Source organism: Salipaludibacillus aurantiacus, from assembly GCF_900111295.1.
Classification (GTDB): Bacteria; Bacillota; Bacilli; order Bacillales; family Salisediminibacteriaceae; genus Salipaludibacillus; species Salipaludibacillus aurantiacus.
Map to the genome: position 1 here is coordinate 16127 of NZ_FOGT01000025.1, position 22996 is coordinate 39122.

Sequence of the window (22996 nt, forward strand, 5' to 3'; positions counted from 1 at the left end):
TTAATTTACAGCTTCAGCCTGATCCTGTTCCCAATCAAGGCAAATGAAGCTAAGATACAAGGTGGAAGACATTATTTACCACTATGGCAAGTCAAGCTTCAGTCTGATTATTTTAAAAAAACATATTTTATTAATGCCAATACAGGCGAATCAGAAGACCTCGTAAGTACACCATGGCGAACGAAAATGGATATTATAATAGGTAATAAAAAAACCGCCCGCGGGCGGTTTGGTGTTTTAAGAATTTTAGATTGGCGGCTTGGAAAATGGCTTGTGTCAGACGAAAGATTAAGAATCTTTCATGAAAACATATGTGCCGTTTCCGACAGTAAGTTTGCCGTGCAGTTTCTCATTAGCCGTGCGGAAACGGAGTTCAGTCAGGCGATTGCCCCTTCCTTTCGTAAAAATAAACGTTTTATCCCCGACACTCAGGGCGGATTCCCCGGAACGTTCCAAGTTGAAAAGAGTGTGCCAGTGTGTCGCAGCTGCTTCAGGATTAGAGACTTCGAATACAGCCGACTCCAAAGTGACAGGCCCCGCAGGATGTTCCGTAATTCCTTTGTTTTGAAAGTCTTTAAGGCGGTCAGCATCTGCTTCTTTCCACTCAATGAAAAATGGATAGGGGAGGCCATTGTAATCTCCGTCAATCGTCATCATCCGCCATTCAATCAGCCGGCCGTTCTTATCTGTACGGCTGCCGTTTTTAATCGGAGAGACATCCAGGCTGCTCCCTTGAAGAGAGGCGGCGACAGCATCGAGATCACTCGTCCGTATAGCGACGCGGCTCAGGGCTTCATTTTCAGGTAAATAGGTTAAAGCCCTCTGCGCAATAAGATTGGCTCAGGCGGATTTTTTGCGACCTCCCACTCTTCCACGCTGATAAATTCCAAGTAAGTCAGACCGAAATAACTAAGTGCATTGTGTGTTCCCCACAGTTTATGTGAGCCCCCGTGAAAAACATTGACGCCGTGCGCCTGAAAAGTTTCTGTCACTCTGTCTAAGTCATTTACATAGTGCACGCTGTGATCAAACTCAAGCTTCGGATTATTTTCCATCTAAGATTCCCTGCCTTTCGCGTGAATTAGACACTCATTTGTCTGCTGCTTCCTATTTTACGTGTATATTGAGAGGAAAGAAATGAAGAGAGGCTTATTTATTAAGGGAAAGCTTTGGGGTGAGCTGCTCAGTCAGTGCAGAGGCAGTCGAGCGGGCGATAAACAGCGAATATGAGCCACTCAGCGTGATAAATGAGTACCGAGCGGACGATAAACCGGAAATAAGGTCTATTCGTACTCCCGCACAGCTCCCGAGCGGGTGATAAATTGAATATAAGGTCCACTCAGAAGTCGGCGCTACAAGTGAGCGGGCGATAAAAAGTGAATATGAGCCACTCAGCGTGAGCGGTGATTACCGAGCGGGTGATAAACCGGAAATAAGGTCGACTCGTACTCCCGCACAGCTCCCGAGCGGGTGATAAATTGAATATAAGGTCCACTCAGAAGTCGGCGCGGCAAGTGAGCGGGCGATAAAAAGTGAATATGAGCCACTCAGCGTGAGCGGTGATGCCCGAGCGGGTGATAAACCGGAAATAAGGTCGACTCGTACTCCCGCACAGCTCTTGAGCGGGTGATAAATTGAATATAAGGTCCACTCAGAAGTCGGCGCGGCAAGTGAGAGGACGATAAAAAGTGAATATGAGCCACTCAGCGTGAGCGATGATGCCCGAGCGGGTGATAAACCGGAAATAAGGTCGACTCGTACTCCCGTACAGCTCTTGAGCCGGTGATAAATTGAATATAAGGTCCACTCAGACTCCAGCACCACAAGTGAGTGGCGATTATTTTAATCCATATGATAAAAATAAGAGCTTCCCCTTTTTTTCTGTTTCTGTAAATTGACACAAAGCATATCTTTCTCTGGGGCAAGAACAATTCCGTCGGCTTGATCGTCGCTTACTAAGCTTACAGAAACAGCAGATAACGCGTTTGATAATTTTACCTGGTGGAATGACCTTAGTAAGGGGTCCGCCAGGTTTTTTATAGATAGAAAGAGCAGGTAATTTACAGATATTACTATCTTTAAATATGGTTGGCTAAACCTCTCTAAAAATATTATAATGAAGGTCGGGAAATGTTTTGTGGAGACGAAGAGTTTAGCAGTTTCATTGTTTGATATAGATTAGAAAGAGGTTTTTTAAATGACTAATATGGGTGAATCCCGCAATCATAAATTCCTGCTTATTACAGGCGATCTGCTGTGTATACTGATTGCCTACATCAGTGCGTTTTATGTCAGGTATTTCGATTTTCCGGGCCGGAACTGGGACGCGTTTATCGCCCTTTTGCCTTGGATCCTGTTAATCGGCCTGTTTTTCATTTCCGTCTACGAGCTTTACAACCTGGACCGGAAAAATACGATCAGTGATATTGTCAGAAAGATTCTTGTCGCTACCGCGCTGATGACCTTCCTGACGATGGCCGCATCCTACCTCTTCCGTGAGTTTGCGATGCCGCGTTCTGTCGTGCTGATCGCCGCTGTTTTTACAGTGATTCTCATGGTGCTGTTTAAAGTTCTGTACTTGAAACTGACGAGAGGCCATGTCATCGGAAAAGTCCTGCTGATCGGCGACGAATCAAATACAGCCAAACTGATTGATAAAATTAAGCACCCGATGCTTAAAGGATCGAAAGTTCAGCATATTCCTGAAGACACAACGATTGAACATATTGATTATTATCTCGAAGAATCCGACTACGTCGTCTTATGTACTGACTTAACAAAAGAGAAGAAATCGCAGGTCATCTACCATGCGATGGAACGGAATAAAGTGGTTTACGTCATACCGACGCTATATGAACTGCTGCTTCAGCGGGCATCGATTACACCGCTTGAAGACACGCTCGTCATGGGTGTGAAACCGTTCGGCCTGACATGGGATAAAGTGTTTGTGAAAAGAGTCTTTGACTTTGTCGCGTCAGCGATCCTGCTGCTTCTGATTTCGCCGGTGCTTCTGTTCGTCGCGATCATCGTTAAACTGGAGGACCCGAAAGGCAGTGTCATTTATTCTCAGGAACGCCTTGGCAAAAACGACAAACCATTTACTATTTATAAATTCCGTTCAATGATCACTGGGGCGGAAAAACTGACAGGCCCAGTCCTGGCCTCGTCGGACGATAACCGGATTACGAAAGTCGGCCGGTTCATCCGGTCCACCCGTCTCGATGAGCTTCCGCAGCTATTTAACGTGCTGAAAGGCGACATGTCCCTGGTGGGGCCCCGCCCTGAACGTGAATTTTTCATTAAAGAACTCGCGCAAAAATACTATCATTACGGCTACCGTAACCGTGTTCAGCCCGGCATTACCGGCTACGCCCAGGTCATGGGAAAATACAGCACTGAAGTCGAAGACAAACTTCGGTTCGACCTGTACTATATTCGTAATTACAGCCTCTGGCTGGATATCATTATTTTACTGAAAACGTTCCTCGTTATTTTTGACCGCTCAAAATCAGAGGGGGCCGAAGATTCATCGGAAAACAACGCGCCATCCGACGAACAGAGCGAGAGCGATCAGCGGGACAGAAAAACGAAAGAGAAATCAACGATTAATGTGTAAGTGAACGGACGACGACTGCAAAAAAACGGAGGCACCCGCCATGAATAAAGTACTCGTAACAGGAGGAGCAGGCTTTATCGGATCCCACGTGACCGACTTCCTGATCGATGAAGGCACCCACGTCGTGATCCTGGATAATCTCTCTTCCGGCGACTTGAAAAATATTAATAAAAGTATGCATGTCACCTTTATCGAAGGGGACGTGAGAGACACGAAGGCGGTTCAGGATACCTTTGAAAGGCATCCTGAAATTGGAGCTGTCGTGCATATGGCTGCCCAGAGCAAAGTCGGCCCGTCAATCGAAAATCCGCACGAAGATCTGGCTATCAACGTGAGCGGCACGTTAAATCTTCTTGAAGAAGCCCGGAAAAAGAACGTGAAGACATTCGTCTACGCCTCTTCCGCAGCCGTCTACGGTCACGTCGACAATCTCCCTGTCACAGAGGAGACGCCAACCAGGCCGTTATCGCCGTACGGGGTGTCCAAACTGTCCGCGGAAGAATACGTGAAAGCCTACAGCAGACTGTATGACATGAACGTGGCAGCCCTCCGTTTCGCCAACGTCTACGGACCGAGACAGAGCGCCGCCACCGAAGCCGGCGTTATCACCATCTTCATCGAACGCCTTCTCGCCGGCGAACAGCCCGTCATTCAGGGCGACGGCCAGCAGACACGCGACTTTATTTATGTGGAGGACGTCGCCCGCGCCGTCATGAAAGTCCTTGAGGATCCGGCTAAAAATAAAGGCGCCGTCTTCAACGTCAGTTCAGAAACAAGCACAAGCGTCGAAGAACTCCTCCGAAAAATCTGCGGTGCCCTGAACGTGCCATTCACACCTGATTATACAGAGGAGCGGCCCGGCGACATTAAGCACAGCTACCTGAGCCGCGAAAAGCTCTCGAACGCACTGGACTGGACCCCGCTAACTCCGCTCGAAGACGGATTAGCCAAAACCGCAGACTACTACAGATCTAAATAATTTAGTTACTTAACGCCCGGGGCGAGTGAGCCCCCGGGCGTTTTTTGGCGGGTGGTGCACCAAATTAATGGGGAAAGTGCATCAAATATGGAGCGGAGTTGCCTCAAATAATGGGGGAGAGTGCATCAAATATCGAGCCGAGAGCATCAAATAACTTAGCGAGTGCCTCAAATAACAGAGAGAATGGAGCCATTCAAATCCCTAGCGTAGCCCTCAAAACCTCGAGTACCTGATTTTTGTTCACAGAAACAACAAATTAATCTTTTATCCGGAAAAGGAGTAGCTGAGATTTTGTCGAATTTGAGATAGGACAATTAAATAAAGGATGTGGTCGACATTATGATAATAAAACCTCCTTCAATCCCCCCTCAAGTCCTTCTTCTCGAATCGATTCTTCGCCGAATCGCAACGTCCCACCCAAAACGCCAGACGCTGGAAGAAACTCATGGGAAAAGATACTGGGGTTTTAGAGGAGAACAATCTCTTCAATATTATTTGGACTTTCTTCTTCCTCGTCAGCCAAGGATTTTTTATGCGCTGCGCCTCCCCTGTAACAATCATCGTTTTCAAATAGACTTACTAGTTATTTTCCCGCAAGTTGCTTTCCTGATTGAAGTAAAACATTGGGCAGGAATGCTTAAAATTGAACCAGGTTCACACGTGATACAGCTTCTCGAGGACAAAAAGAACGTCTACTCATGCCCATTAGATCAAGCGAATCACCAGGCCTTTCAATTGAGGCAATGGCTAAAAACGAATGGCTTTAGTTTGCCAATTGACTCTCTCGTTGTTCTTTCCAACCAGAAAGTAAGTATTGAAAACCCCCGGGATTTACCCTCAAAGATTACACGACCTCCGAAACTTTTAAACTATCTTCAGACTTCCCTTAAAAAATACGAGAACCTTTCCCAAATAAAATTAGAGCAGAATCAATTAAGAGACCTTTCAATAAGACTAATGGATGATCACCAGGATGAAATTGCACCTCCGCTGGATTACTATGGGCTGTCTAAGTATGACATTGCAGATGGAGTAGTTTGCCCATCGTGTGGTAGCCTCCCAATGATTCGTTTAAACAGACAGTGGCATTGTAATAGCTGCCGTATGGCATGCAAAGAAGCCCACGTCCAAGCATTAAAAGATTACGTTTTACTATTCGGAAGATATGCCACCAATAAACAAATACGTGACTTTCTTCTAATTGACAGATATCTTGCAAAACGCCTTATGCAAAAAATGAATTGCCAAAGTACAGGAATAAAGAAGGGCGTAAAATATGATTTGATGTCTTTATAACAAGACCTCATATGTCGGTAAGAAAGCTGCCTGAACGATTGGGGCTGTAAGCATTAGAAAAGGAAATTCACCTTAAACAGATGACAACAACTGGAATAAAACAAATAATTATGGGGTACAATGAAACAAAATATACTTTTTGTTTCATTCATGGTATCCTAAAGGTAAGGAGGTGTTTGAGATGGTAATGGATTTAGAAGTGGCAACTATGACCGAGAAATATAAAGAATTACTCAACGCTCCAAAAATAGCAATGCTTCTGTTTACGCAGCTAACCCAAAATAATTACAAGAAGTATGTCATTGGCATTACTATGTCCGACAACACCGTTTTTAAAAATGATTTTTCAAGCGAGGAACATGAGAATATTAATAAATACCGATTAGAACTTGTTAAGAATATTAAGTATAAAACACTCGAAGGTTTTGCTTATACGAAATATTACTTGGAAAAACTCTTTCTTGCAGTAACAGAGCGTGGCTTTCTGGAGTTTCATTACCAGGAAGACCATTTGCTGACTAGCATGGAAATGCAGAAGAAATTAAATGTGTCCCGTGCTACCCTTAGCCGATTTGTCGCTAATGGTATGGAAACCGTACAAAATAAAAAGCATGGGAAGTATCCGGCGCATAATGCGATCTACTGGAAAACAACTTTATGGGTAGCTCGTATACAGACTTTAAAAGCACATATTGAAATTCATAATCTGACTGAAGAGGCTCTGAAAAAAGAGCTGAGAGAAGAAGTAGCTGAACTTGAAAAGAAATATGGCGGGAAATTTGAGGATGTTTTTGCTAAGGTGTTGAATGGGGATATGGATGAATATGAACTGGACGAACCAGAAGATTTTATAGACTGGCGCGATGCTTTAGAAGAGCTGGAGGAAATGACAGATTAAATGAGCAATCTAACATCTTACCAAGCCCGTCGTATAGAGTATATCACTACGTTATTCGAAACAAATCCCCAATTGTTTGAGCACGAAAAAAATCAGTCCGTTCTTTCTATTCAGCGAAAAGGAGCAAAACGTATAGCAGCGACTTTGCCCTTAAGGGATCATGCTCACTATGGAGAAACTGTTCTTGTTATTAGTGAGAAATTAAATAATGATGGAAGGATAGCAGAATATCATTATGGTTGGGAACTATCCCAAAGGGAACATAGAATGGGTAAGCAACCCAGGCACATCACGGCATTCGGTAACGAATGGAAGGACCCCGAAACACCTGCCTGGGTTGATACCAACCCTTATCACCACCATCACGTGCCGCAGGAACCTAGCAAAAGACAAAGTACAGGTATTGAGGATCTACAATCTGCTATTACTATACTTACCGATTTTATTTCCGGGGATTTAAGCTATGATAAAACTTATAAATTTTTAGACGTCTTTTCCGGTAATGATGAAGAACCCTTTTTCTCTAGTAAGGATAGGTTAGCTAGTCATAGAATAAACCAAGAGCAAGCGAATACCATTGTTAGAAAAGCTGGAGATGGTTCTAAAAAGTCTAAGATGATAAAGAGTAATGCTAGAAGGGGAAAAATAATAATTAGAAGGAATAAAAAAAGATAGGGGCTAGTTGTCCTATCTTTTTTTATTACTCGATAAGTATCCAACGACCACTCAAGACCTCTTTAGTGGGAGTGCCTCAAATATCGAGCGGAGTGCATCAAATAATGGAGTGAGTGCATCAAATATCAAGCCGAGTGCATCAAAAAACGACCGAAGTGCATCAAATCGCCCCGTCGCCCCCAAGCAACCCGGCCCCCCAACCCACCCTCCCACACAAAAAAGACTGATCCTCCCGGGAGGATCAGTCTTTCCACCGATATATTACTGCCGGGCGCTTTCACCGTCGCCGGTGGATTCGGCGGTGCCGCTGTTGCTTTGTGAAATCTCGAGGTGTTCTTTGAAAGTTTGTGAGATTTCGGCGCGTGATTCGTCACGAATCACATAATAGTAAACGCCGCCCTCAGTCGTATCGTAGCCGTCAAAGCTGTACTGCTCGATGTCATCGAGGTCGCCGGCGTAGCCGTGCATGCTGACCATGTTGCCGAAAGACAGGTTAGTGCTCATGTTACGGTCCAGGCTGTCCATAAGCGAGTTGAAGCGGGTAATTGTTCTGAAGTCAGCCGACTGCCTGATGATTGCTTCAATGACATCTTTTTGGCGGTCCCCCCGTCCAAGGTCGCCGCGCGGATCCTGCTTACGCATACGCACATACGCCAGCGCTTCTTCGCCATTCAGCGTCTGTTCGCCTTCGTCAATTTCGATGGTGCCGTAAGTGGCATTGTCAGTATCGCTGATCGGCATCGGGACATCCACTGTGACTCCGCCGATTGTATCGACGATTTCCATAAATGCGACAAAGTTCAGCGAGACGACATAGTCAACCGGGATATCAAGCAGATTTTCAACAGTGTCGATTGTCATGTCGACACCGCCAAACGCATGGGCGTGGTTGATTTTGTCCCTGGTGCCTCTCCCAACGATCTCCACTAAAGAGTCACGAGGAATATTTATCATTTTAATCGAGTTGTCATCCGGGTTGAACGTAGCGAGCAGCATCGCATCTGTCCGGCCAGACAAATTATCGTCGCGGCTGTCGAGGCCGAGGAAAAGGACGGAAATCGGATCTTCGACCGGGTCGACTGCTTCATCACGATATTCTGATTTATCCCCGCGCTCCAAATCTTGCTGGGAACTGGCTGTCATGGAAGACATCTGATAAATCATATAACCGATGACCCCGCCAACAATGACAAATAAGGTAAGTAAAGTAATTAACGTGTATTTCAGAAACCTGCGAAACGGTGAACTTTTCTTGGGTGTTTTTCTGGATCGTTGTAAGTCTGTCAAAACGAACACTCCTTGTCTTTACAAAAATAAAACAAATAAATAATTGCCCAGTCTATTATACCATTTTTGTCGAATAAAAAAGGACACTATATTTGACGTCTTAATTAAAGTAAGGTTACATAAACAACTAAAATAGCAATAAATTCACCAAAAATATACAAAAATGAAAAATTGACTATATACATAGGAAAATAACTATATTAATCTAAAAGTAATCTTTGCCAATGGAGGAACAATTATGAAAGATTTTAGTTGGGGATCACCCGTAAGTGTTGCCTGCCTGGGCGTTTTTTTATTTGGCCTCGGATACTTGCTGGACGTGATCTGGAAGTATTTTTTAAGTTTTGGATAAAAATTAATAGGAGGGACTTTGGTGAAAAAGACGGTACTACTGTTTCTAGCATTCATTCTGGCATTCAGTTTTTTCAAAGAATTGGATTTCCAGCAGCCGCACCACGTACACGCACAATCTGTAGAAAAAGGCGAAATTACCGCCAATTCACTGAATATCCGCTCCAAGCCGACAACAAATTCCGGCATCATTGGGGGTTATTTCAGAGGAGCTTCAGTCGAGCTTCATGAAAAAACAGGCTCATGGTATAAAGTCCGATACAACAATCAATGGGGCTATATACACAGTTCACACGTAAAAGTAACCAGCTCATCGTCAGCAGGGAACAGTTCCTCGCAAGCGATTGGTTCAGGAGAAGTGACAGCAAGCAGCCTGAACGTCCGAGTTTCTGCCTCAACAAGCTCACGTGTGATGAGCAGATTAAGCAGAGGAACGAAAGTGGACCTTTTTGAACAATCAGGTGACTGGTATAAGATTAAAGCAGGCAACAGTTGGGGCTACATTCACAGTTCCCATGTCCGCACAGCTGGACTTTCGTCCAACAGAGGATCATCAGGCAGCAGCCAAACCTCAAATTCACCCATTGGTACAGGAGAAGTAACAGCAAGCAACTTAAATGTCCGCGCATCGGCGACGACAAGCTCAAGCATCATCAGCAGTCTGCGCCGGGGAGCAAAAGTGGACCTTCACGAAAAATCAGGCGACTGGTACAAAATTAAAGTTGGAAGCAACTGGGGCTACATTCACAGTTCTTATGTAAAAGCTTCAGGCCAATCATCCGGAACTGGCTCGTCAGGCAGCAGCCAGGACACGAGTTCAGCCACAGGTTCAGGAGAAATCACGGCGAGCAGCCTGAACGTCAGAGCATCAGCCTCCACCAGCTCGCAAACAATCACACGTTTAAGCCGAGGCACGAAAATCGACCTTTTTGGAAAAACAGGCGACTGGTATAAAATTAAAGTTGGAAGCGGTTGGGGATACATACATAGTTCCTTCGTGAGAACGAGCGGGACCTCGTCGTCATCAGACTCGTCGTCAGGCAGCAGCTCGAATTCCAACGCGAGTCTCGGCACAGGGCAAATTACAGCGACCAGCTTAAATGTCCGCGAGTCGGCATCAACAGACTCCAGGATTATCAGCCGTTTGAGCAGGGGCACTGAAGTACAGCTTCATGAACAATCAGGCGACTTTTATAAAATTAAATCAGGAAACAGCTGGGGTTACATTCACGGGTCGTATGTCCGCTTAGCTTCACAGAGTTCCGGAAGTTCAGGCGGAGGTTCAGGAAGCCTTAATGGGAAAACGATCTTTATTGATCCAGGTCACGGAGGCAGAGACCCGGGGGCAGTCGCAGGCAACGTCTATGAAAGCCATATCGTGCTGGCCATCAGCCAAAAGCTGAAGGCGGCATTGGAACGCGAAGGCGCAAGGGTCGTTATGAGCCGAACGAATGACAGCTTTGTAACGATTGGTAACAGGGTGAGCCAGGCAAACCAGTCAGGAGCAGACCTGTTTATCAGCGTCCATGCCAACTCATTCCCAAGCCCGTCAGTTAACGGTTCAGAAGTTCTCTATAGTGAAACGAGAGCACCGGCCCAGAGCAGGCGTCTGGCCCAGGAAATCCAGGCGAGCATTGCCGGCGGCATGAACATGAGAGACCGGGGAGTAGTCAGAAGAAACCTTCAAGTCTTGACTGGACCTACGATGCCGGCTGTTCTGATTGAACCAGGATTTATTAGTAATACAGCAGATCTTGAAAAACTGCTGAACCAGCAGGACAAACTGGTAAATGAAATTGTCAAAGGCATAAATAATTACTACAGATAAGAAAATGGCTGTCTGAGCCGGTGATCTCCCGGTCAGGCAGCCATTCCTTTTGGGGAAGGGGAGGAGGGAAATGGGATTTTTAGGTGCTACAGGCCACCAGACCGTCGTACACCAACTGCCCAGGCCGCCGATCCCCAGCGCCCCACTCTACCCACCGTCCCCCTAAAATCCCCACTAAAAAACCAGCCCCGAAATAACGATTTCTCGTCATCTTCCGGAGCTGGCTTTCATCATACCTCTTACATTCCTACTTCAACTTTACCTTTAACCACAGGCGCGCGCCCGATGGAATAATAGTCGAGGCCAGCTTCGGCTGCCTGGTCGAGGCCGTAGCAGTTTCGGCCGTCAAATACTAGCGGCTGCGCCATTTTTTCCCTGAACACGCTCAGATCCAGCGCTTTAAATTCATCCCAGTCTGTAACAAGGAAAGCAGCGTCTGCGCCAGTAAGGGCTTCTTCAACTGATCCCACGTAGCTGACACCCTCCGGCATTGTCTTGCGGGCATTGTCCATGGCGATCGGATCGTACCCAACGACTTCAGCGCCCGCAAGCAGCAGTTCCTCGCTCATCGTGATCGCAGGCGATTCGCGCATGTCATCCGTGTTAGGCTTAAACGCCAGTCCCAGCAACGCGACACGTTTACCTTTAAGCGTATCCATCACTTTCTTCGCTTTTTCAGGCAGGATGTGATGCTGGTAGTTGTTGACCCTGATGACTGAATTAAGCAGTTCAAAGTTGTGGTCCACATAGGAAGCGATCTGCGTCAGCGCCTTCGTGTCTTTAGGGAAGCAGGAGCCCCCGTAGCCGATACCCGCGCGCAGGAACTGGTGGCCGATCCGGCCGTCCATGCCCATGCCAGCAGACACGTCTTCAATATTGGCGCCCAGTTTTTCACAAATATTCGCGATTTCGTTAATGAAACTGATTTTTGTCGCGAGGAACGCATTAGACGCGTACTTGATCATTTCCGCGCTACGCACGTCAGTACGGTAGACAGGGATATTAAATGGCTTATTAATCTCTTCGATCATATCGCCGGCCCATTTGTCATCTGCGCCGACAACAATGCGGTCACCGTTAAACGCGTCGTAAACCGCATTTCCTTCACGCAAAAATTCAGGGTTTGAAACGATCGATACAGCCACACCGTTAGTCAAATGTTCCTTAATTGTCCGCAGAATATAATCGTTTGTCCCAACAGGCACCGTACTCTTTGTCACCACTACGACGTCCTGCTTGACGTGGGAAGCGATATCGACAGCGACCTGGTCGACGTACTGCAGATCGGCTGTTCCGTCTTCGCGCTCAGGCGTACCGACAGCGATATAAATCACCTCTTTACCAGTGAATCCCTCGTTATGGTTCGTCGTAAAATGGAGGCGTCCGGCATCGATATTCCGTTTCATGACGTCATCAAGACCAGGCTCATAAATCGGGGATTCGCCGCGCTGCATGCGCGCCACTTTCGCTTCATCAATATCGATACATGTGACCTCGTGGCCGACTTCCGAAAGGGCCACCCCTGTGACTAAGCCAACATAACCAGTTCCAACCACAGCAATCTTTTTCATCTTGATCCTCCTAAAAATGCTTCTGCTTAACTAAAAGCTTCTATATTAATACTTGTTTTGTAAATGAGTCTTTGCAATGCCCTCTAAATAGTCGAGCATATCGTGTTTTAAATCTTCCCGCTGAAGGGCGAAATCAACAGTCGCTTTCACGAAGCCAAGTTTATCGCCGACATCGTAGCGCTTCCCGGCGAATTCATAGGCGAGCACGACCTGGCTTTCGTTCAGCTTCTTGATCGCGTCTGTCAACTGAATTTCATTCCCGGCGCCGGGCGGGAGATTATCGAGAATATCAAAGATCTCCGGACGGAGTACGTAGCGACCCATAATCGCATGATTCGAAGGCGCCTCTTCCTTAGCCGGCTTTTCAACTAAATCAGCGACATGGATGACCCCAGGCTCAATTTCAGACGACTTCGGCGAGACAATCCCGTACTTGGAGACATCGTCTTCCGGGACGGGCTGAACACCGACGACAGAAGAATTGTACCGGTCAAACACCTCAATGAGCTGCTTTAGACACGGTTTTTCGTCAGACTGGACAATATCGTCGCCTAACAGGACAGCAAACGGCTCATCGCCGATAAAGTGCTTGGCGCAGCAGATCGCATGCCCCAGCCCTTTAGGCTCCTTCTGCCTGATGTAATGAATGTTCGCCATGTTGGAAATGCCCTGGACTTCTTCAAGAAGGGCCATCTTTTCTTTCCTCAGCAATGTTTCTTCAAGTTCGTACGATTTATCGAAATGGTCTTCAATCGCCCGCTTGCCGCGGCCGCTTATAATAATAATATCTTCAATTCCGGATTGAACTGCTTCTTCCACAATATACTGTATTGTGGGCTTATCGACGATCGGCAGCATTTCCTTCGGCTGGGCTTTTGTGGCAGGCAAAAATCGCGTCCCGAGCCCGGCAGCAGGAATAATGGCCTTTCTGACTATCGGCATAATTCTCCACTCCTTTCACTCTACATTTAACAATACAACCAAATTTTTATGTAAGCAATATAAATCAGAGAGATTAATTCGACAAAATTAAGGAAATTTCTTTTAAATATACTAAGTTTAAACATAAAAGTGGAAAAAATCTGAATATCTCCCTTTACCCGTGAAGAGTTGTACAGTAAAATAGGATATTGAGGTTTTATACTGGATGAATGTGTTAATAGTTAAATAGACTTACTTTTAATTAAAGACTTTGTTATAGAAGAAGATTGATTTTTTCCACCTGTTCCTCTTTTTTCCAGGACAGCAAGATTTCTTAAGCTGTGGCTTGCGAGGTCTCGCTTAAGGCCGATAGTTCTTCAGCATTTCACCCTCTTTTCTAAAATTAACAGTCATAATATATAAAAAGGAGTGTCGTTAATGGCACTATCACGTGTGGATTCGAGACAGAAAAAAACAAAAAAGCCCCGTTCTTTCCTTAAAATTGCCCTCTTTACGTTTCTCGGCGTCTTAATTGTCGCTGGAAGTGCTGTCGGTTACATGATTCATCAGATAATGGATGTGACGTCAAGCGCCCAGCAGGATCTGGAAAGAGGCGACCGCTCAGAATACAGGGAAGAAGTCGTCAATCCGGACATTGACCCGGTATCCGTCCTGTTTCTTGGGCTTGATACGAGAGACGGTGATTTAAGCGGCAGGACAGACGCCATGGTCCTCGTCACGTTCAACCCGGATGAAGGCACCGTAAAAATGCTTAATATTCCGCGTGATACCCGGGTTAATATTGCAGGAAGATACGAACAGGACAAAATTAACCACGCCCATGCATTCGGCGGAGTGGATATGACAATGGACACTGTCGAACAGTTCCTCGATATCCCTGTAGACTATTTTGTATCGTTAAACTTCGACGCGTTCATGGAAATTGTCGATGAGCTGAACGGCATAAAAATTGATTCCCCAATGGCATTTACCGAAACAGATAATGCCACATATGGAACTCTTACCATTCAGGAAGGCGAGCAAATCGTCAACGGTGAAAAAGCCTTGGCCTATGTCCGTATGAGGAAACACGATCCGCAAGGCGATATCGGGCGCGGCGAACGCCAAAAAGAAGTCATTGCCTCAATTATTAACGAAATGGCAACCTTCAGCTCCATTACAAACTTTAATTCATTGATGGACACAGTGGAAAGAAACCTGAACACAAATGCCACTTTCAACAATATCGTTTCAATGCATTCTTACGCGAGCGAACTCGATAACATCGAATCGTTAAGCTATGACGGGACGGCTATAACTGACAACGGCATCTATTATTACCAGCCTGATGAACAGTCGGTGGCTGAAACATCCCAGCGCCTGCAAAAACACTTAGGCATCATTGAAGAAACAGAAAGCGACTACGCCTCAGCTTCTGACTCCAAGGAAAAAGAAGCTGAAGAAGAGGAACAGTCAGAACCGGTTCATTAATTAAGGTAGAAGCTGTCATTATCCCGAGGGGTAATGGCAGTTTTTTCTTGTGAACAAAGGGGGCATTAAGGAGGAGTGCAGCAAAAATCCGGGCGAGTGCCTCAAATAATGTACGGAGTGGATCAAATAATGGATGGAGTGCAGCAAATATTCCGTCGACTATTGTGCCGAGTGCATCAAATACCAAAGGAACTGTCTCAAATAAAGTCCGGATCTTAACCGAAAAGAGCTAATTTGTTATTTCCGGAGTGCCGAAACCCGCGCCACCCTGATCAAAGCATATCCAGGTGGGGTGGAACTCCCAATCCTCAGCCGTTGTGATACAATTCTCGACCAAACTGCCACAATCCCCGGGCATTGTGCGACAATCTCCCCCAAAAGTGTCACAATCCAAAGCCAAAGTGCGACAATCAAATAGATGCCCACGCCCTATTAGACCCTGCAGCCCGCATCCCATCTTCAACTCCACCTCATAAAAAAAGGCAGGTAGCCGACTAAACTGCTTCCTGCCTTTTCCATAGTAGAAGACTCACAAAACCCCTGCTTACTTCTTAACTGTTTTTACTATTGTGCGAAAAGGGGAAGTATAACGCCAGCTCTTACTTTGGAGTAAATTTTCATATTTGTTCTTAATCATTTTCTTTTGTCTTCTAAGCCTTTTGTTTTGAAGTCTCAAGTTTTTAGCATTCTCTTCTGCTTCTTGCAGCATGTTCTCCAGTTCCTTTATTTTATTGGAGTATCTCGTAATCTGTCTTTTTTGCTTTTTAAGCTTTACTTTCGGGGACACATAATTTTGGTTCCCGTTTTCTTCACTTACTTTCTGTAAGATTTCTTCTGTTAAATCTCCAAACATTGGTTTTTGAGCGGCCAGCTGGTAAAGCCATGTGGCACCAGCAAAATTGGCTTCGATGCAGACAGGCTTACCGTCAGTATCCATAGCAATATCCCAAGAGACAAAATCATGATGAAGGATCTGCGCATGAGCGTCTATTACAAACTGCTTAAACTCTTCAAAGTTAGGAATAGAGTCCAAATCTTTAAAACAGAAATTCGTAGTAGGGTGGTGAGTGTACGTATTTGCATGCTCATCCATGGCAATATCCAGAAACTTGCCGTCCTCAGTAAGCCCAAGGCAGACGCCGCCACCACCAGCATTATCCTTAACGTCATTATTAGCACCGAATCTAGCAAATGTTAACAAGTGTATGATTTCCTGCTTCCATCGCAAAGTAACCATTCTTAAAGTATTTACTGACGATGGGTGAGGGGCAGCCATGAGAGGATGCTGCTTAATTGCTTTCTGGACGATAAAGTTTTGGCCATAAGTTTCTTCCAGATCAGAAAGCGTCACGGCTTCTTCTCCCCTCATTAAATAACCCGATCTAATAACAAGCTTAGCTATACCTATACCATTATTTGTATTGCTCGGTTTTATAATTAAGTCAGATTCTGATTCCAGGAGGGTCTGCTTTGCTTCTTTGGAGCTAAGATGATGGTTGTCTGAGCTGAAATATTTACCTCGCACTCTTTTTAAAACGGTTTCAGCTGAACGCGGCGTTTTTAACAGTGCGTCATAAATATTCTTATCCTTATATCCGACCGTGATTTGTTTATCATTAAAATAAGGAATGATTTGAGAAGACATAAGGTAAGCAGGAACCACCCTAGTGTCTTTCCTTCCGGTTAAATTCATGAACGCTATGTTTAAGACAGGGTCTACCTTTTGATTATAATGCTTTGACCAAAATGCTTGAATGTCAGAAACAAATTTTTCATCAGTCATTTCCAATAGTCCAGCCTTTAAATAGCGCTTAAAAGCACCGGAGGCCGGGTCAATATCCAAACTTTTATAATCATCATCGGTTATGTTGACGTAATTTTTCTCCATTTTTACCCCCTTAGTCGCTATGAATCTAATATTTGGAAATATCACCTATTATATTACCTGTATTTTCCATAAATAAACAGACTTTTTTCCATTAATCAACTTTTTATTTATACAAAAAAATAGGAAGATTACCCCTGGGAAAAGGAAAGTCACAATCCTCAGCCGTTGTGCCACAATCTTTGACCAAACTGCCACAATCCTGGACCGAACTGTCTCAATCCCCAGCCAAAGTGCGACAGTACCGCCCAAAAGTGCAACAATCCCCAGCCGGAGTGCCACAATCTCGCCCAAAAGTGCAACAATCCAAAGCCAAAGTGCCACAATTCCCAACCATGCTACATACGTCCCGAACTTAACCTCTATTACCAAAAACAAACAAATATATGTCCTATATAAGCAACATTTATTTCCATAAACAACCAAGATAATTACATTTTTGTGTCGAATAAAACACTCTATTTAAGAAATCATCAAATAATCTCAAAAAGTCATTTTGTCACTGGGCGATATGGTAAGGTAATTCTCGGTTAAAATAATCCCTTGTTAAAAACGTCTTTTTTCCCTTGCCGGCACTATCACAACAGCATCTGTGTCTGACAATTTTGAGACGGTCATCTAAAGATGCTTCTGTTGACGTGACAATTTCATGTTCTGCCGATTCCCGGCTGGCAGAGGTATCACGAAACAAGGTTTTACGATAAAAGTTTTATAATAAAAGTTTCGCGCGACAACATACCGAGAGAGCGGCGGACCTCTATAAAATCCGCCCTCGCTAAAGATAAAAAGTGAACTTAAAGGAGGCTAGAACATGTGGGGGCTGGAACTGCTTTTCACTGGTGCTTTCCTCATTCTCTGTTTTGTGCTCGGAATGAGTGAAAAGAAGAAACACCGGAAGAATCTTGAGAAAATTCCGGTGAAAATCAATGTGAACGGTGTCAGAGGCAAGTCTACCGTAACAAGGCTAATTACCGGCGTGCTTCATGAGGCCGGCTACCGGACAGTCGGTAAAACAACCGGCACAGATGCCAGAATGCTTTATTGGTTTGAAGACAGGGAGGAGCCGATTAAACGCCGCCTTGAAGGACCGAATATCGGTGAACAGAAGAAAGTAGTGGAAGTGACTGCTGAAAAGGAAGCTGACGCCCTTGTGAGTGAATGCATGGCTGTTAACCCGGACTATCAAATTACGTTCCATGAAGAGCTGCTTCAGGCTGAAATCGGTCTGATCGTTAATGTGCTGCACGACCATATGGATGTGATGGGGCCGACACTCGATCATGTTGCAGAAGCGTTCAGCGGGACGATCCCTTATAACGGCCAATTAATAGTGAACGAAAGCCCTTATGTGGACTACTTCAGGCAAATTGCCCGAGAACGGAACACGGAACTGATTGTTATTGATACTGATGAGATACCGGAAAGTTTCCTGAAAGAGTTTAAATATATGGTTTTTCCAGAGAATGCTGCTCTCGCCATGGCTGTGGCACAAATTCTCGGCATTGATAGAAAAACAGCCATGAAAGGGATGCTGAATGCGTGGCCGGATCCTGGGTCTATGAAAATATTACCGATTGGGGACATCGCTTCCCCTTCTTTTTTCGTCAACGGATTTTCGGCTAACGACGCCACGTCCACAATTAATATTTGGAAAAGGGTAGAAGAGCTCGGATACCCGTCGGATGATCCGGTGATCATTGTAAACTGCCGTGAGGACAGGGTGGACAGGACTGAACAGTTTGCAAGGGATGTCCTTCCGTATATCCCGACAACTAACCTAATCCTCATAGGAGGCGTCACCCGGCCGATCGTCAAAGCTTATAACGAAGGAAAAATTGAAGTGAATGAGCTTCTTGATTTAGAAGGCCATTCAACTGAAGCGATTATAGAGAAGCTTCAGCCATTCTTGAAAAACAGAGTGATTTATGGAATTGGAAATATTCACGGCTCTGGTGAACCTTTAATTCATGCGTTTGAAAAAATGGCAGAGGTCAGAAAAGAATCAGCTTAGTCAATAAATTACAGAAAGTTGGAGGATTATAAGATGTTTGGCGGAGAATTGTACGTGGCCTTGATAGTAGGTGTACTGGTCAGTTTATTATTTTCAGAGAAATTCGGAGTTCTGCCGGCCGGGCTGATTATTCCCGGCTACTTAGCCTTAATAATTGACCAGCCGCTCTTTCTGGCAGTGGTCTTTACAGTCAGTATTATTACTTTTTTACTTGTGACCCAAGTGATTGGCCGGTTTGTCACACTCTACGGAAGACGGAAATTTGCAACCATGATGGTCGTCGGGATTGTGCTGAAAATGGCATTCGATTACATGTATCCGGTCATGCCTTTCGTCATCCACGAATTCAGGGGGCTCGGTGTCATAGTACCCGGGTTGCTTGCGAATACCATCCAACGGCAGGGCATCATCCCGACGGTCACTACGACGTTATTCTTAAGCGGCTTGACGTTCCTCATCGTCTTAGTCTACCAGGCGGTGTAATCAGTAGGAGGAAGTACGATGGATCAGCAGAATCGCCCATTCACTTTAAAAGAAAAACATTTAAACACGATAAAAAAACATAAAAAGCGTTCCGTAAAGGATTCACTCATTGCCCTTGCTGTGTGTATCGCCATCATTGCGTCTTACCAGCTGATGAGTCATACGTATTCAAGCGGCGCACCATCTGAACCGCAGGATCCCTCAGCTGATGACAGCCTCTTATCGGTCAGCATGGTCGGGGATATCATGTTAGGCCGCGGAGTCGAGAAGGTGACCAGCCGGCATGGCCTCGATTATCCGTTCGAGCATGCCGCTCCTCTTTTCGAGCAGACAGACGTAGTGACAGGCAATTTTGAACACCCTGTCCTGGTTCATAATGAAGAAGCGTACGAAGAAGATAAACTGGATAAGTCAATTCTTCTGCATGCCGGCACAGAAGCTGTAGAAGCGGTCAAAAATGCAGGGTTTACAACGATCAATCTCGCTAATAACCATATGGCGGACTACGGGAGCGCCGGACTTTTTGACACGCTTGATGTTTTTAAGGAAGCGGATATTCCCACAGTCGGGGCAGGAATTAACCTTGATGATGCAAGGGAGATTGCCTATGAGGACGTTAACGATCTAACGGTGGCGACATTAGGATTTAATGATGCGTATATGCCAAATGAAGACAGGACAGCAAGCCTCTATAAAGAAGGCGTCACACCGCTCGACCCTGAATATGTGATACCCGACATTAAAGAAGCGGCTGACAATGCCGACTTTGTGATGGTCCATGTGCATTGGGGAGAAGAATACGACAGTTCTGTGCACCCCCGTCAGCGCGAGATGGCTCATGCGATGGTGGAAGCAGGCGCCGATTTAATTATCGGCCATCATGCCCACGTTCTCCAGCCAATCGAAATTCATGAAGAGGCCGTGATTGCCTATGGCCTTGGGAACTTCGTATTTGACCAGGGCTGGTCGATGACCAGAGAAACAGCGATCTTACAGTACAGATTATTTGAAGAAAGCATCCAACTGGAAGTACATCCGATGTATATTGAGGAATCACAGCCAAGGCAGGTAACAAGCAGATACAGAGAAGAGAAGATATACAGCCAGATGACCGGAGACGTCCTGTTTGGCCAGAACTTTAACGATGAGTGGCAAAGGGAAGACGGGAAACTGGTGAGAGAAATTGAAAGGCAGGCAGGGAAATGAGAATGACACGACCTTTCAAGCTGCTCCTGCTTACATTTATCCTGGCAGCCGCAGCTGCGTTCCTGTTGTTCATTACCAATCCTTTTGATGAGACTGACAGCCCCTCGCTCCCTCAAACTGCTGAAAGAGCTGGATTAAAGACGTTCTTTGAAAAGGATGAAGACGCAATTAATGAGTTCGGTGTGTCGACCGATAACCCTCAGGCAACCGACATAGGCATGAAGGTGCTTGAAGAGGGAGGAAATGCCGTCGATGCTGCTGTGGCTGTCGCTTACGCCCTTGGCACACTCGAACCTTATTCTTCCGGCATCGGCGGCGGCGGGATCATGATGGTCCATCCCCCTGGGGAAGAGCCTATCGTTTACGATTATCGGACAATGGCGCCTGTCAGCGGCCCTGTTCCTGATAGCGGGACAGGCGTGCCGGGGTTTGTAGCTGGTATGGATCGTGTCCATTCAGACTTAGGCTCCGTGCCCTTAGAGCAGTTAGTGGAACCATCTGTCGACCTGGCGGAAAACGGGATAGAAATTGATGACCTATTCGAGAGCAGACTGATTAATTCGTCACACAGAATGCCAGTTGATGAGCTTTCGACGTTTTACCCGAACGGAACCCCGCTCAGAAAAGGGGACACACTCCCGCAGCCTGAACTGGCCGAAACGCTTCGGTCGATCCAGGCAGAAGGCCCGGCTGCGTTTTATGAAGGCAAGATCGGTGAAGCCATGACTGACGACATTGCAGGCTTGGAAAAAGAAGATTTAAAAGCGTATGACGTACAGATTAAAGAGTCGCTTAAAGGATCTTTTTACGGATATGAGGTGTACTCCCCGCCCGCGCCTTCAGCTGGCGGCATGCTGATCCAGTCACTTCAGCTGGCTGAAGCATTAGAAGTGGATGAGTCGGTGAACGATCCTGAGGAGCTTGCTGTTCTTTTAGGAGAGATAAACCGCAGAGCCCACATGGAACACCAGGAGTTTATTGGCGACCCTGATTTCAGCGATGTGCCTGACGGAGAAATGGTTTCAGGAAGCCATACGGAAAAACTAGCTGAAACAATTGATGGCAAGAACTTAAAAGATGAATTTAAGTCGCCTCTGGAAACTAAGGCTGACAAGGAGAACGACGAAAACACCACCCATTTTGTCATCGTCGATGAGAGTGGCTTGATGGTATCAGCAACGAATACGTTAAGCAATTTTTTTGGCACTGGGGACTACATTGAAGGTTTCTTTATGACAAGCCAGCTGCGCAATTTCAGTAATAACAGCAGTTCGCCCAATTATGAAGAGGCCGGCAAAAGGTCGAACAGCTATATGGTGCCAAGCATACTCGCTTATGAGAGCAACCCGGTCCTTGGCATAGGAAGTGCCGGCGGGAGAAGAATACCATCGATGCTCACACAGACCCTTATTCATTCCATTGTATATGGACTTCCACTTCAGGAGGCAGTTGAGGAACCTCGTTTCTATCTTGAAGTGTTTGAAGATGAACTGAACTCAGAAACTGAGATAAGCTTGAGCGGAAATAACGGAATAGAGGTGTCTACGTCAGGCAGTCCGTTCCGGTTTGGGAGCGTAAACAGCTTAATGATTAATTATGAGAACGGAACACTCCAAGGTGCCGCTGACCCTAGAAGAGAAGGCGCCTGGCGTACAGGAAGGAGGGATTAACACATGTGGAAACTGTTTAAACTCGTATATCCGGTTGCTGTTATTATCCTTTTCATAGGATTTATAGCCGGTTTTAAACATGAAGACACTCTGACTCAAGAAGAAAGCCGGGAAATAGACAGGCTCTTAAAAGCTAAGGCAGTCGCAGAAGAAACGGATGCGGCAGACAGTGGGGAAGACCAGGCGACCGAACCTGTCCTCACTGCCCTCAGTACGGAGAAAAATACCGTCCGTTTCTCTTACAGTCAATTTGAAAAAGCAGTAGTAACACTTCAGTCTGACGATGAATTATGGTTTGAAATAATAGATGCAGCCACAGAGGAGCAGATTGATGAGGGTCTCTGGTCAGAGGGCGAACAGAAAGAATGGGACCTCACTGACTACGAAGAAGTTTATTTTCAATTAGGAAATCCGGCCGCTGCCGATTTAAAAATAAATGAAGAACCGCTCTCGAACGATGAGGCGGGGTACGTCTATATACAATTTGGCGATGAAGAGGTAGACGATGGAGAGCTGGCGGCTTCCCATTAAAAGGCCCTGGCCATGCTCTGCAGCTGGTGGTGAAAAGGTGCGAGGCGGGGGTGGAGAACCGCATCAAATAACGTGCGGCCCTTAACCGAAAAGAGCTAATTTGTTATTTCCGGAGTAAAGAAAACTGCTCCATTCATGTGTAAGCAGCTCCAAATGGGGGAGTCACAATTCTCAGGCGATGTGCCACAATTCTGGACCAAACCTCTTAAGCCCCCTTAATCATTTGGACACCAAATTCCTCTTCGATGTAAACTGTAACTAAATATAATTTAATAGTTGAGTGGAGGTGTGAAGGGT

At 45.7% G+C, this 22996-nt stretch carries 18 protein-coding genes; 12 read left to right on the top strand and 6 right to left on the bottom strand.

Annotated elements, in window-relative coordinates:
- Positions 1-288 precede the first annotated feature (288 nt).
- Both BMW59_RS22315 and BMW59_RS22320 read right to left on the bottom strand, forming a co-directional pair.
- On the bottom strand, positions 289-831 hold the full coding sequence (locus BMW59_RS22315) for a VOC family protein (RefSeq protein ID WP_342740589.1): 543 nt from the start codon (positions 829-831) through the stop codon (positions 289-291).
- Positions 813-1055, bottom strand: coding sequence for a VOC family protein (locus BMW59_RS22320; RefSeq protein ID WP_281244286.1), 243 nt, complete (start codon positions 1053-1055; stop codon positions 813-815). The genes BMW59_RS22315 and BMW59_RS22320 overlap by 19 nt, the downstream gene beginning before the upstream one ends.
- Positions 1056-2197: 1142 nt before the next feature.
- On the opposite strand from BMW59_RS22320, the gene BMW59_RS20055 reads away from it, so the two are divergent.
- The 5 genes from BMW59_RS20055 to BMW59_RS20075 all read left to right on the top strand — a co-directional run bounded on the left by BMW59_RS20055 (position 2198) and on the right by BMW59_RS20075 (position 7464).
- The gene (locus BMW59_RS20055) at positions 2198-3616 is read left to right on the top strand and encodes a sugar transferase (protein ID WP_093055907.1); all 1419 of its coding nucleotides are present in this window, start codon (positions 2198-2200) and stop codon (positions 3614-3616) included.
- 40 nt (positions 3617-3656) lie between these two features.
- The gene (locus BMW59_RS20060) at positions 3657-4595 is read left to right on the top strand and encodes an SDR family NAD(P)-dependent oxidoreductase (RefSeq protein ID WP_093055909.1); all 939 of its coding nucleotides are present in this window, start codon (positions 3657-3659) and stop codon (positions 4593-4595) included.
- 339 nt (positions 4596-4934) lie between these two features.
- Entirely contained in the window at positions 4935-5891 is a 957-nt protein-coding gene (locus tag BMW59_RS20065; RefSeq protein WP_093055911.1) for an NERD domain-containing protein, read from the top strand.
- A gap of 181 nt (positions 5892-6072) precedes the next feature.
- Positions 6073-6789, top strand: a complete 717-nt coding sequence (locus BMW59_RS20070) for a hypothetical protein (protein WP_093055913.1) — start codon at positions 6073-6075, stop codon at positions 6787-6789.
- The gene (locus tag BMW59_RS20075) at positions 6790-7464 is read left to right on the top strand and encodes a toxin-antitoxin system TumE family protein (protein ID WP_093055915.1); all 675 of its coding nucleotides are present in this window, start codon (positions 6790-6792) and stop codon (positions 7462-7464) included.
- A gap of 261 nt (positions 7465-7725) precedes the next feature.
- Here the strand turns inward: BMW59_RS20075 and BMW59_RS20080 are convergent, their stop codons facing one another.
- Positions 7726-8751, bottom strand: coding sequence for an LCP family glycopolymer transferase (locus BMW59_RS20080; protein ID WP_177174450.1), 1026 nt, complete (start codon positions 8749-8751; stop codon positions 7726-7728).
- A gap of 373 nt (positions 8752-9124) precedes the next feature.
- On the opposite strand from BMW59_RS20080, the gene BMW59_RS20085 reads away from it, so the two are divergent.
- Positions 9125-10930, top strand: coding sequence for an N-acetylmuramoyl-L-alanine amidase family protein (locus BMW59_RS20085; RefSeq protein WP_143051266.1), 1806 nt, complete (start codon positions 9125-9127; stop codon positions 10928-10930).
- A 239-nt stretch (positions 10931-11169) separates the two neighbouring features.
- Here the strand turns inward: BMW59_RS20085 and BMW59_RS20090 are convergent, their stop codons facing one another.
- Positions 11170-12501: a UDP-glucose dehydrogenase family protein gene (locus BMW59_RS20090; protein WP_093055919.1), complete on the bottom strand. Its 1332-nt coding sequence runs from the start codon at positions 12499-12501 to the stop codon at positions 11170-11172.
- Positions 12502-12546: 45 nt separating this feature from the next.
- On the bottom strand, positions 12547-13443 hold the full coding sequence (galU, locus tag BMW59_RS20095; protein WP_093055921.1) for a UTP--glucose-1-phosphate uridylyltransferase GalU: 897 nt from the start codon (positions 13441-13443) through the stop codon (positions 12547-12549).
- Positions 13444-13860: 417 nt separating this feature from the next.
- Between galU and BMW59_RS20100 the strand changes: the two genes are divergently transcribed.
- Positions 13861-14913, top strand: coding sequence for an LCP family glycopolymer transferase (locus BMW59_RS20100; protein WP_093055923.1), 1053 nt, complete (start codon positions 13861-13863; stop codon positions 14911-14913).
- 544 nt (positions 14914-15457) lie between these two features.
- Here BMW59_RS20100 and BMW59_RS20110 read toward each other — a convergent pair.
- Positions 15458-16801: a sugar-transfer associated ATP-grasp domain-containing protein gene (locus tag BMW59_RS20110; protein ID WP_093055927.1), complete on the bottom strand. Its 1344-nt coding sequence runs from the start codon at positions 16799-16801 to the stop codon at positions 15458-15460.
- Positions 16802-17609: 808 nt separating this feature from the next.
- On the opposite strand from BMW59_RS20110, the gene pgsB reads away from it, so the two are divergent.
- From pgsB to BMW59_RS20140, 5 genes are read left to right on the top strand one after another with little or no spacing between them, the layout of a single operon-like run.
- Positions 17610-18809, top strand: coding sequence for a poly-gamma-glutamate synthase PgsB (pgsB, locus tag BMW59_RS20120; RefSeq protein WP_093055931.1), 1200 nt, complete (start codon positions 17610-17612; stop codon positions 18807-18809).
- Between the two features lie 33 nt (positions 18810-18842).
- Positions 18843-19292 carry a poly-gamma-glutamate biosynthesis protein PgsC gene (gene pgsC / locus BMW59_RS20125; RefSeq protein WP_093055933.1) on the top strand — a complete coding sequence of 150 codons (450 nt, stop codon included), beginning with the start codon at positions 18843-18845 and terminating at the stop codon, positions 19290-19292.
- Positions 19293-19310: 18 nt separating this feature from the next.
- Complete coding sequence (locus BMW59_RS20130) at positions 19311-20498, top strand: CapA family protein (RefSeq protein WP_093055935.1); 1188 nt, start codon at positions 19311-19313, stop codon at positions 20496-20498.
- A gap of 2 nt (positions 20499-20500) precedes the next feature.
- The gene (locus BMW59_RS20135; RefSeq protein WP_177174451.1) at positions 20501-22168 is read left to right on the top strand and encodes a gamma-glutamyltransferase; all 1668 of its coding nucleotides are present in this window, start codon (positions 20501-20503) and stop codon (positions 22166-22168) included.
- A gap of 3 nt (positions 22169-22171) precedes the next feature.
- Complete coding sequence (locus BMW59_RS20140) at positions 22172-22699, top strand: RodZ domain-containing protein (RefSeq protein WP_093055939.1); 528 nt, start codon at positions 22172-22174, stop codon at positions 22697-22699.
- Positions 22700-22996: the final 297 nt, after the last annotated feature.

What these genes read in the sequence shown, in the direction of transcription:
- BMW59_RS22320 (WP_281244286.1), bottom strand. Translation starts at nt 1,055, where the DNA reads ATGGAAAATAATCCGAAGCTTGAGTTTGATCACAGCGTGCACTATGTA.
- BMW59_RS20055 (WP_093055907.1), top strand. Translation starts at nt 2,198, where the DNA reads ATGACTAATATGGGTGAATCCCGCAATCATAAATTCCTGCTTATTACA.
- BMW59_RS20060 (WP_093055909.1), top strand. Translation starts at nt 3,657, where the DNA reads ATGAATAAAGTACTCGTAACAGGAGGAGCAGGCTTTATCGGATCCCAC.
- BMW59_RS20065 (WP_093055911.1), top strand. Translation starts at nt 4,935, where the DNA reads ATGATAATAAAACCTCCTTCAATCCCCCCTCAAGTCCTTCTTCTCGAA.
- BMW59_RS20070 (WP_093055913.1), top strand. Translation starts at nt 6,073, where the DNA reads ATGGTAATGGATTTAGAAGTGGCAACTATGACCGAGAAATATAAAGAA.
- BMW59_RS20075 (WP_093055915.1), top strand. Translation starts at nt 6,790, where the DNA reads ATGAGCAATCTAACATCTTACCAAGCCCGTCGTATAGAGTATATCACT.
- BMW59_RS20090 (WP_093055919.1), bottom strand. Translation starts at nt 12,501, where the DNA reads ATGAAAAAGATTGCTGTGGTTGGAACTGGTTATGTTGGCTTAGTCACA.
- galU (WP_093055921.1), bottom strand. Translation starts at nt 13,443, where the DNA reads ATGCCGATAGTCAGAAAGGCCATTATTCCTGCTGCCGGGCTCGGGACG.
- BMW59_RS20100 (WP_093055923.1), top strand. Translation starts at nt 13,861, where the DNA reads ATGGCACTATCACGTGTGGATTCGAGACAGAAAAAAACAAAAAAGCCC.
- BMW59_RS20110 (WP_093055927.1), bottom strand. Translation starts at nt 16,801, where the DNA reads ATGGAGAAAAATTACGTCAACATAACCGATGATGATTATAAAAGTTTG.
- pgsB (WP_093055931.1), top strand. Translation starts at nt 17,610, where the DNA reads ATGTGGGGGCTGGAACTGCTTTTCACTGGTGCTTTCCTCATTCTCTGT.
- pgsC (WP_093055933.1), top strand. Translation starts at nt 18,843, where the DNA reads ATGTTTGGCGGAGAATTGTACGTGGCCTTGATAGTAGGTGTACTGGTC.
- BMW59_RS20130 (WP_093055935.1), top strand. Translation starts at nt 19,311, where the DNA reads ATGGATCAGCAGAATCGCCCATTCACTTTAAAAGAAAAACATTTAAAC.
- BMW59_RS20135 (WP_177174451.1), top strand. Translation starts at nt 20,501, where the DNA reads ATGACACGACCTTTCAAGCTGCTCCTGCTTACATTTATCCTGGCAGCC.
- BMW59_RS20140 (WP_093055939.1), top strand. Translation starts at nt 22,172, where the DNA reads ATGTGGAAACTGTTTAAACTCGTATATCCGGTTGCTGTTATTATCCTT.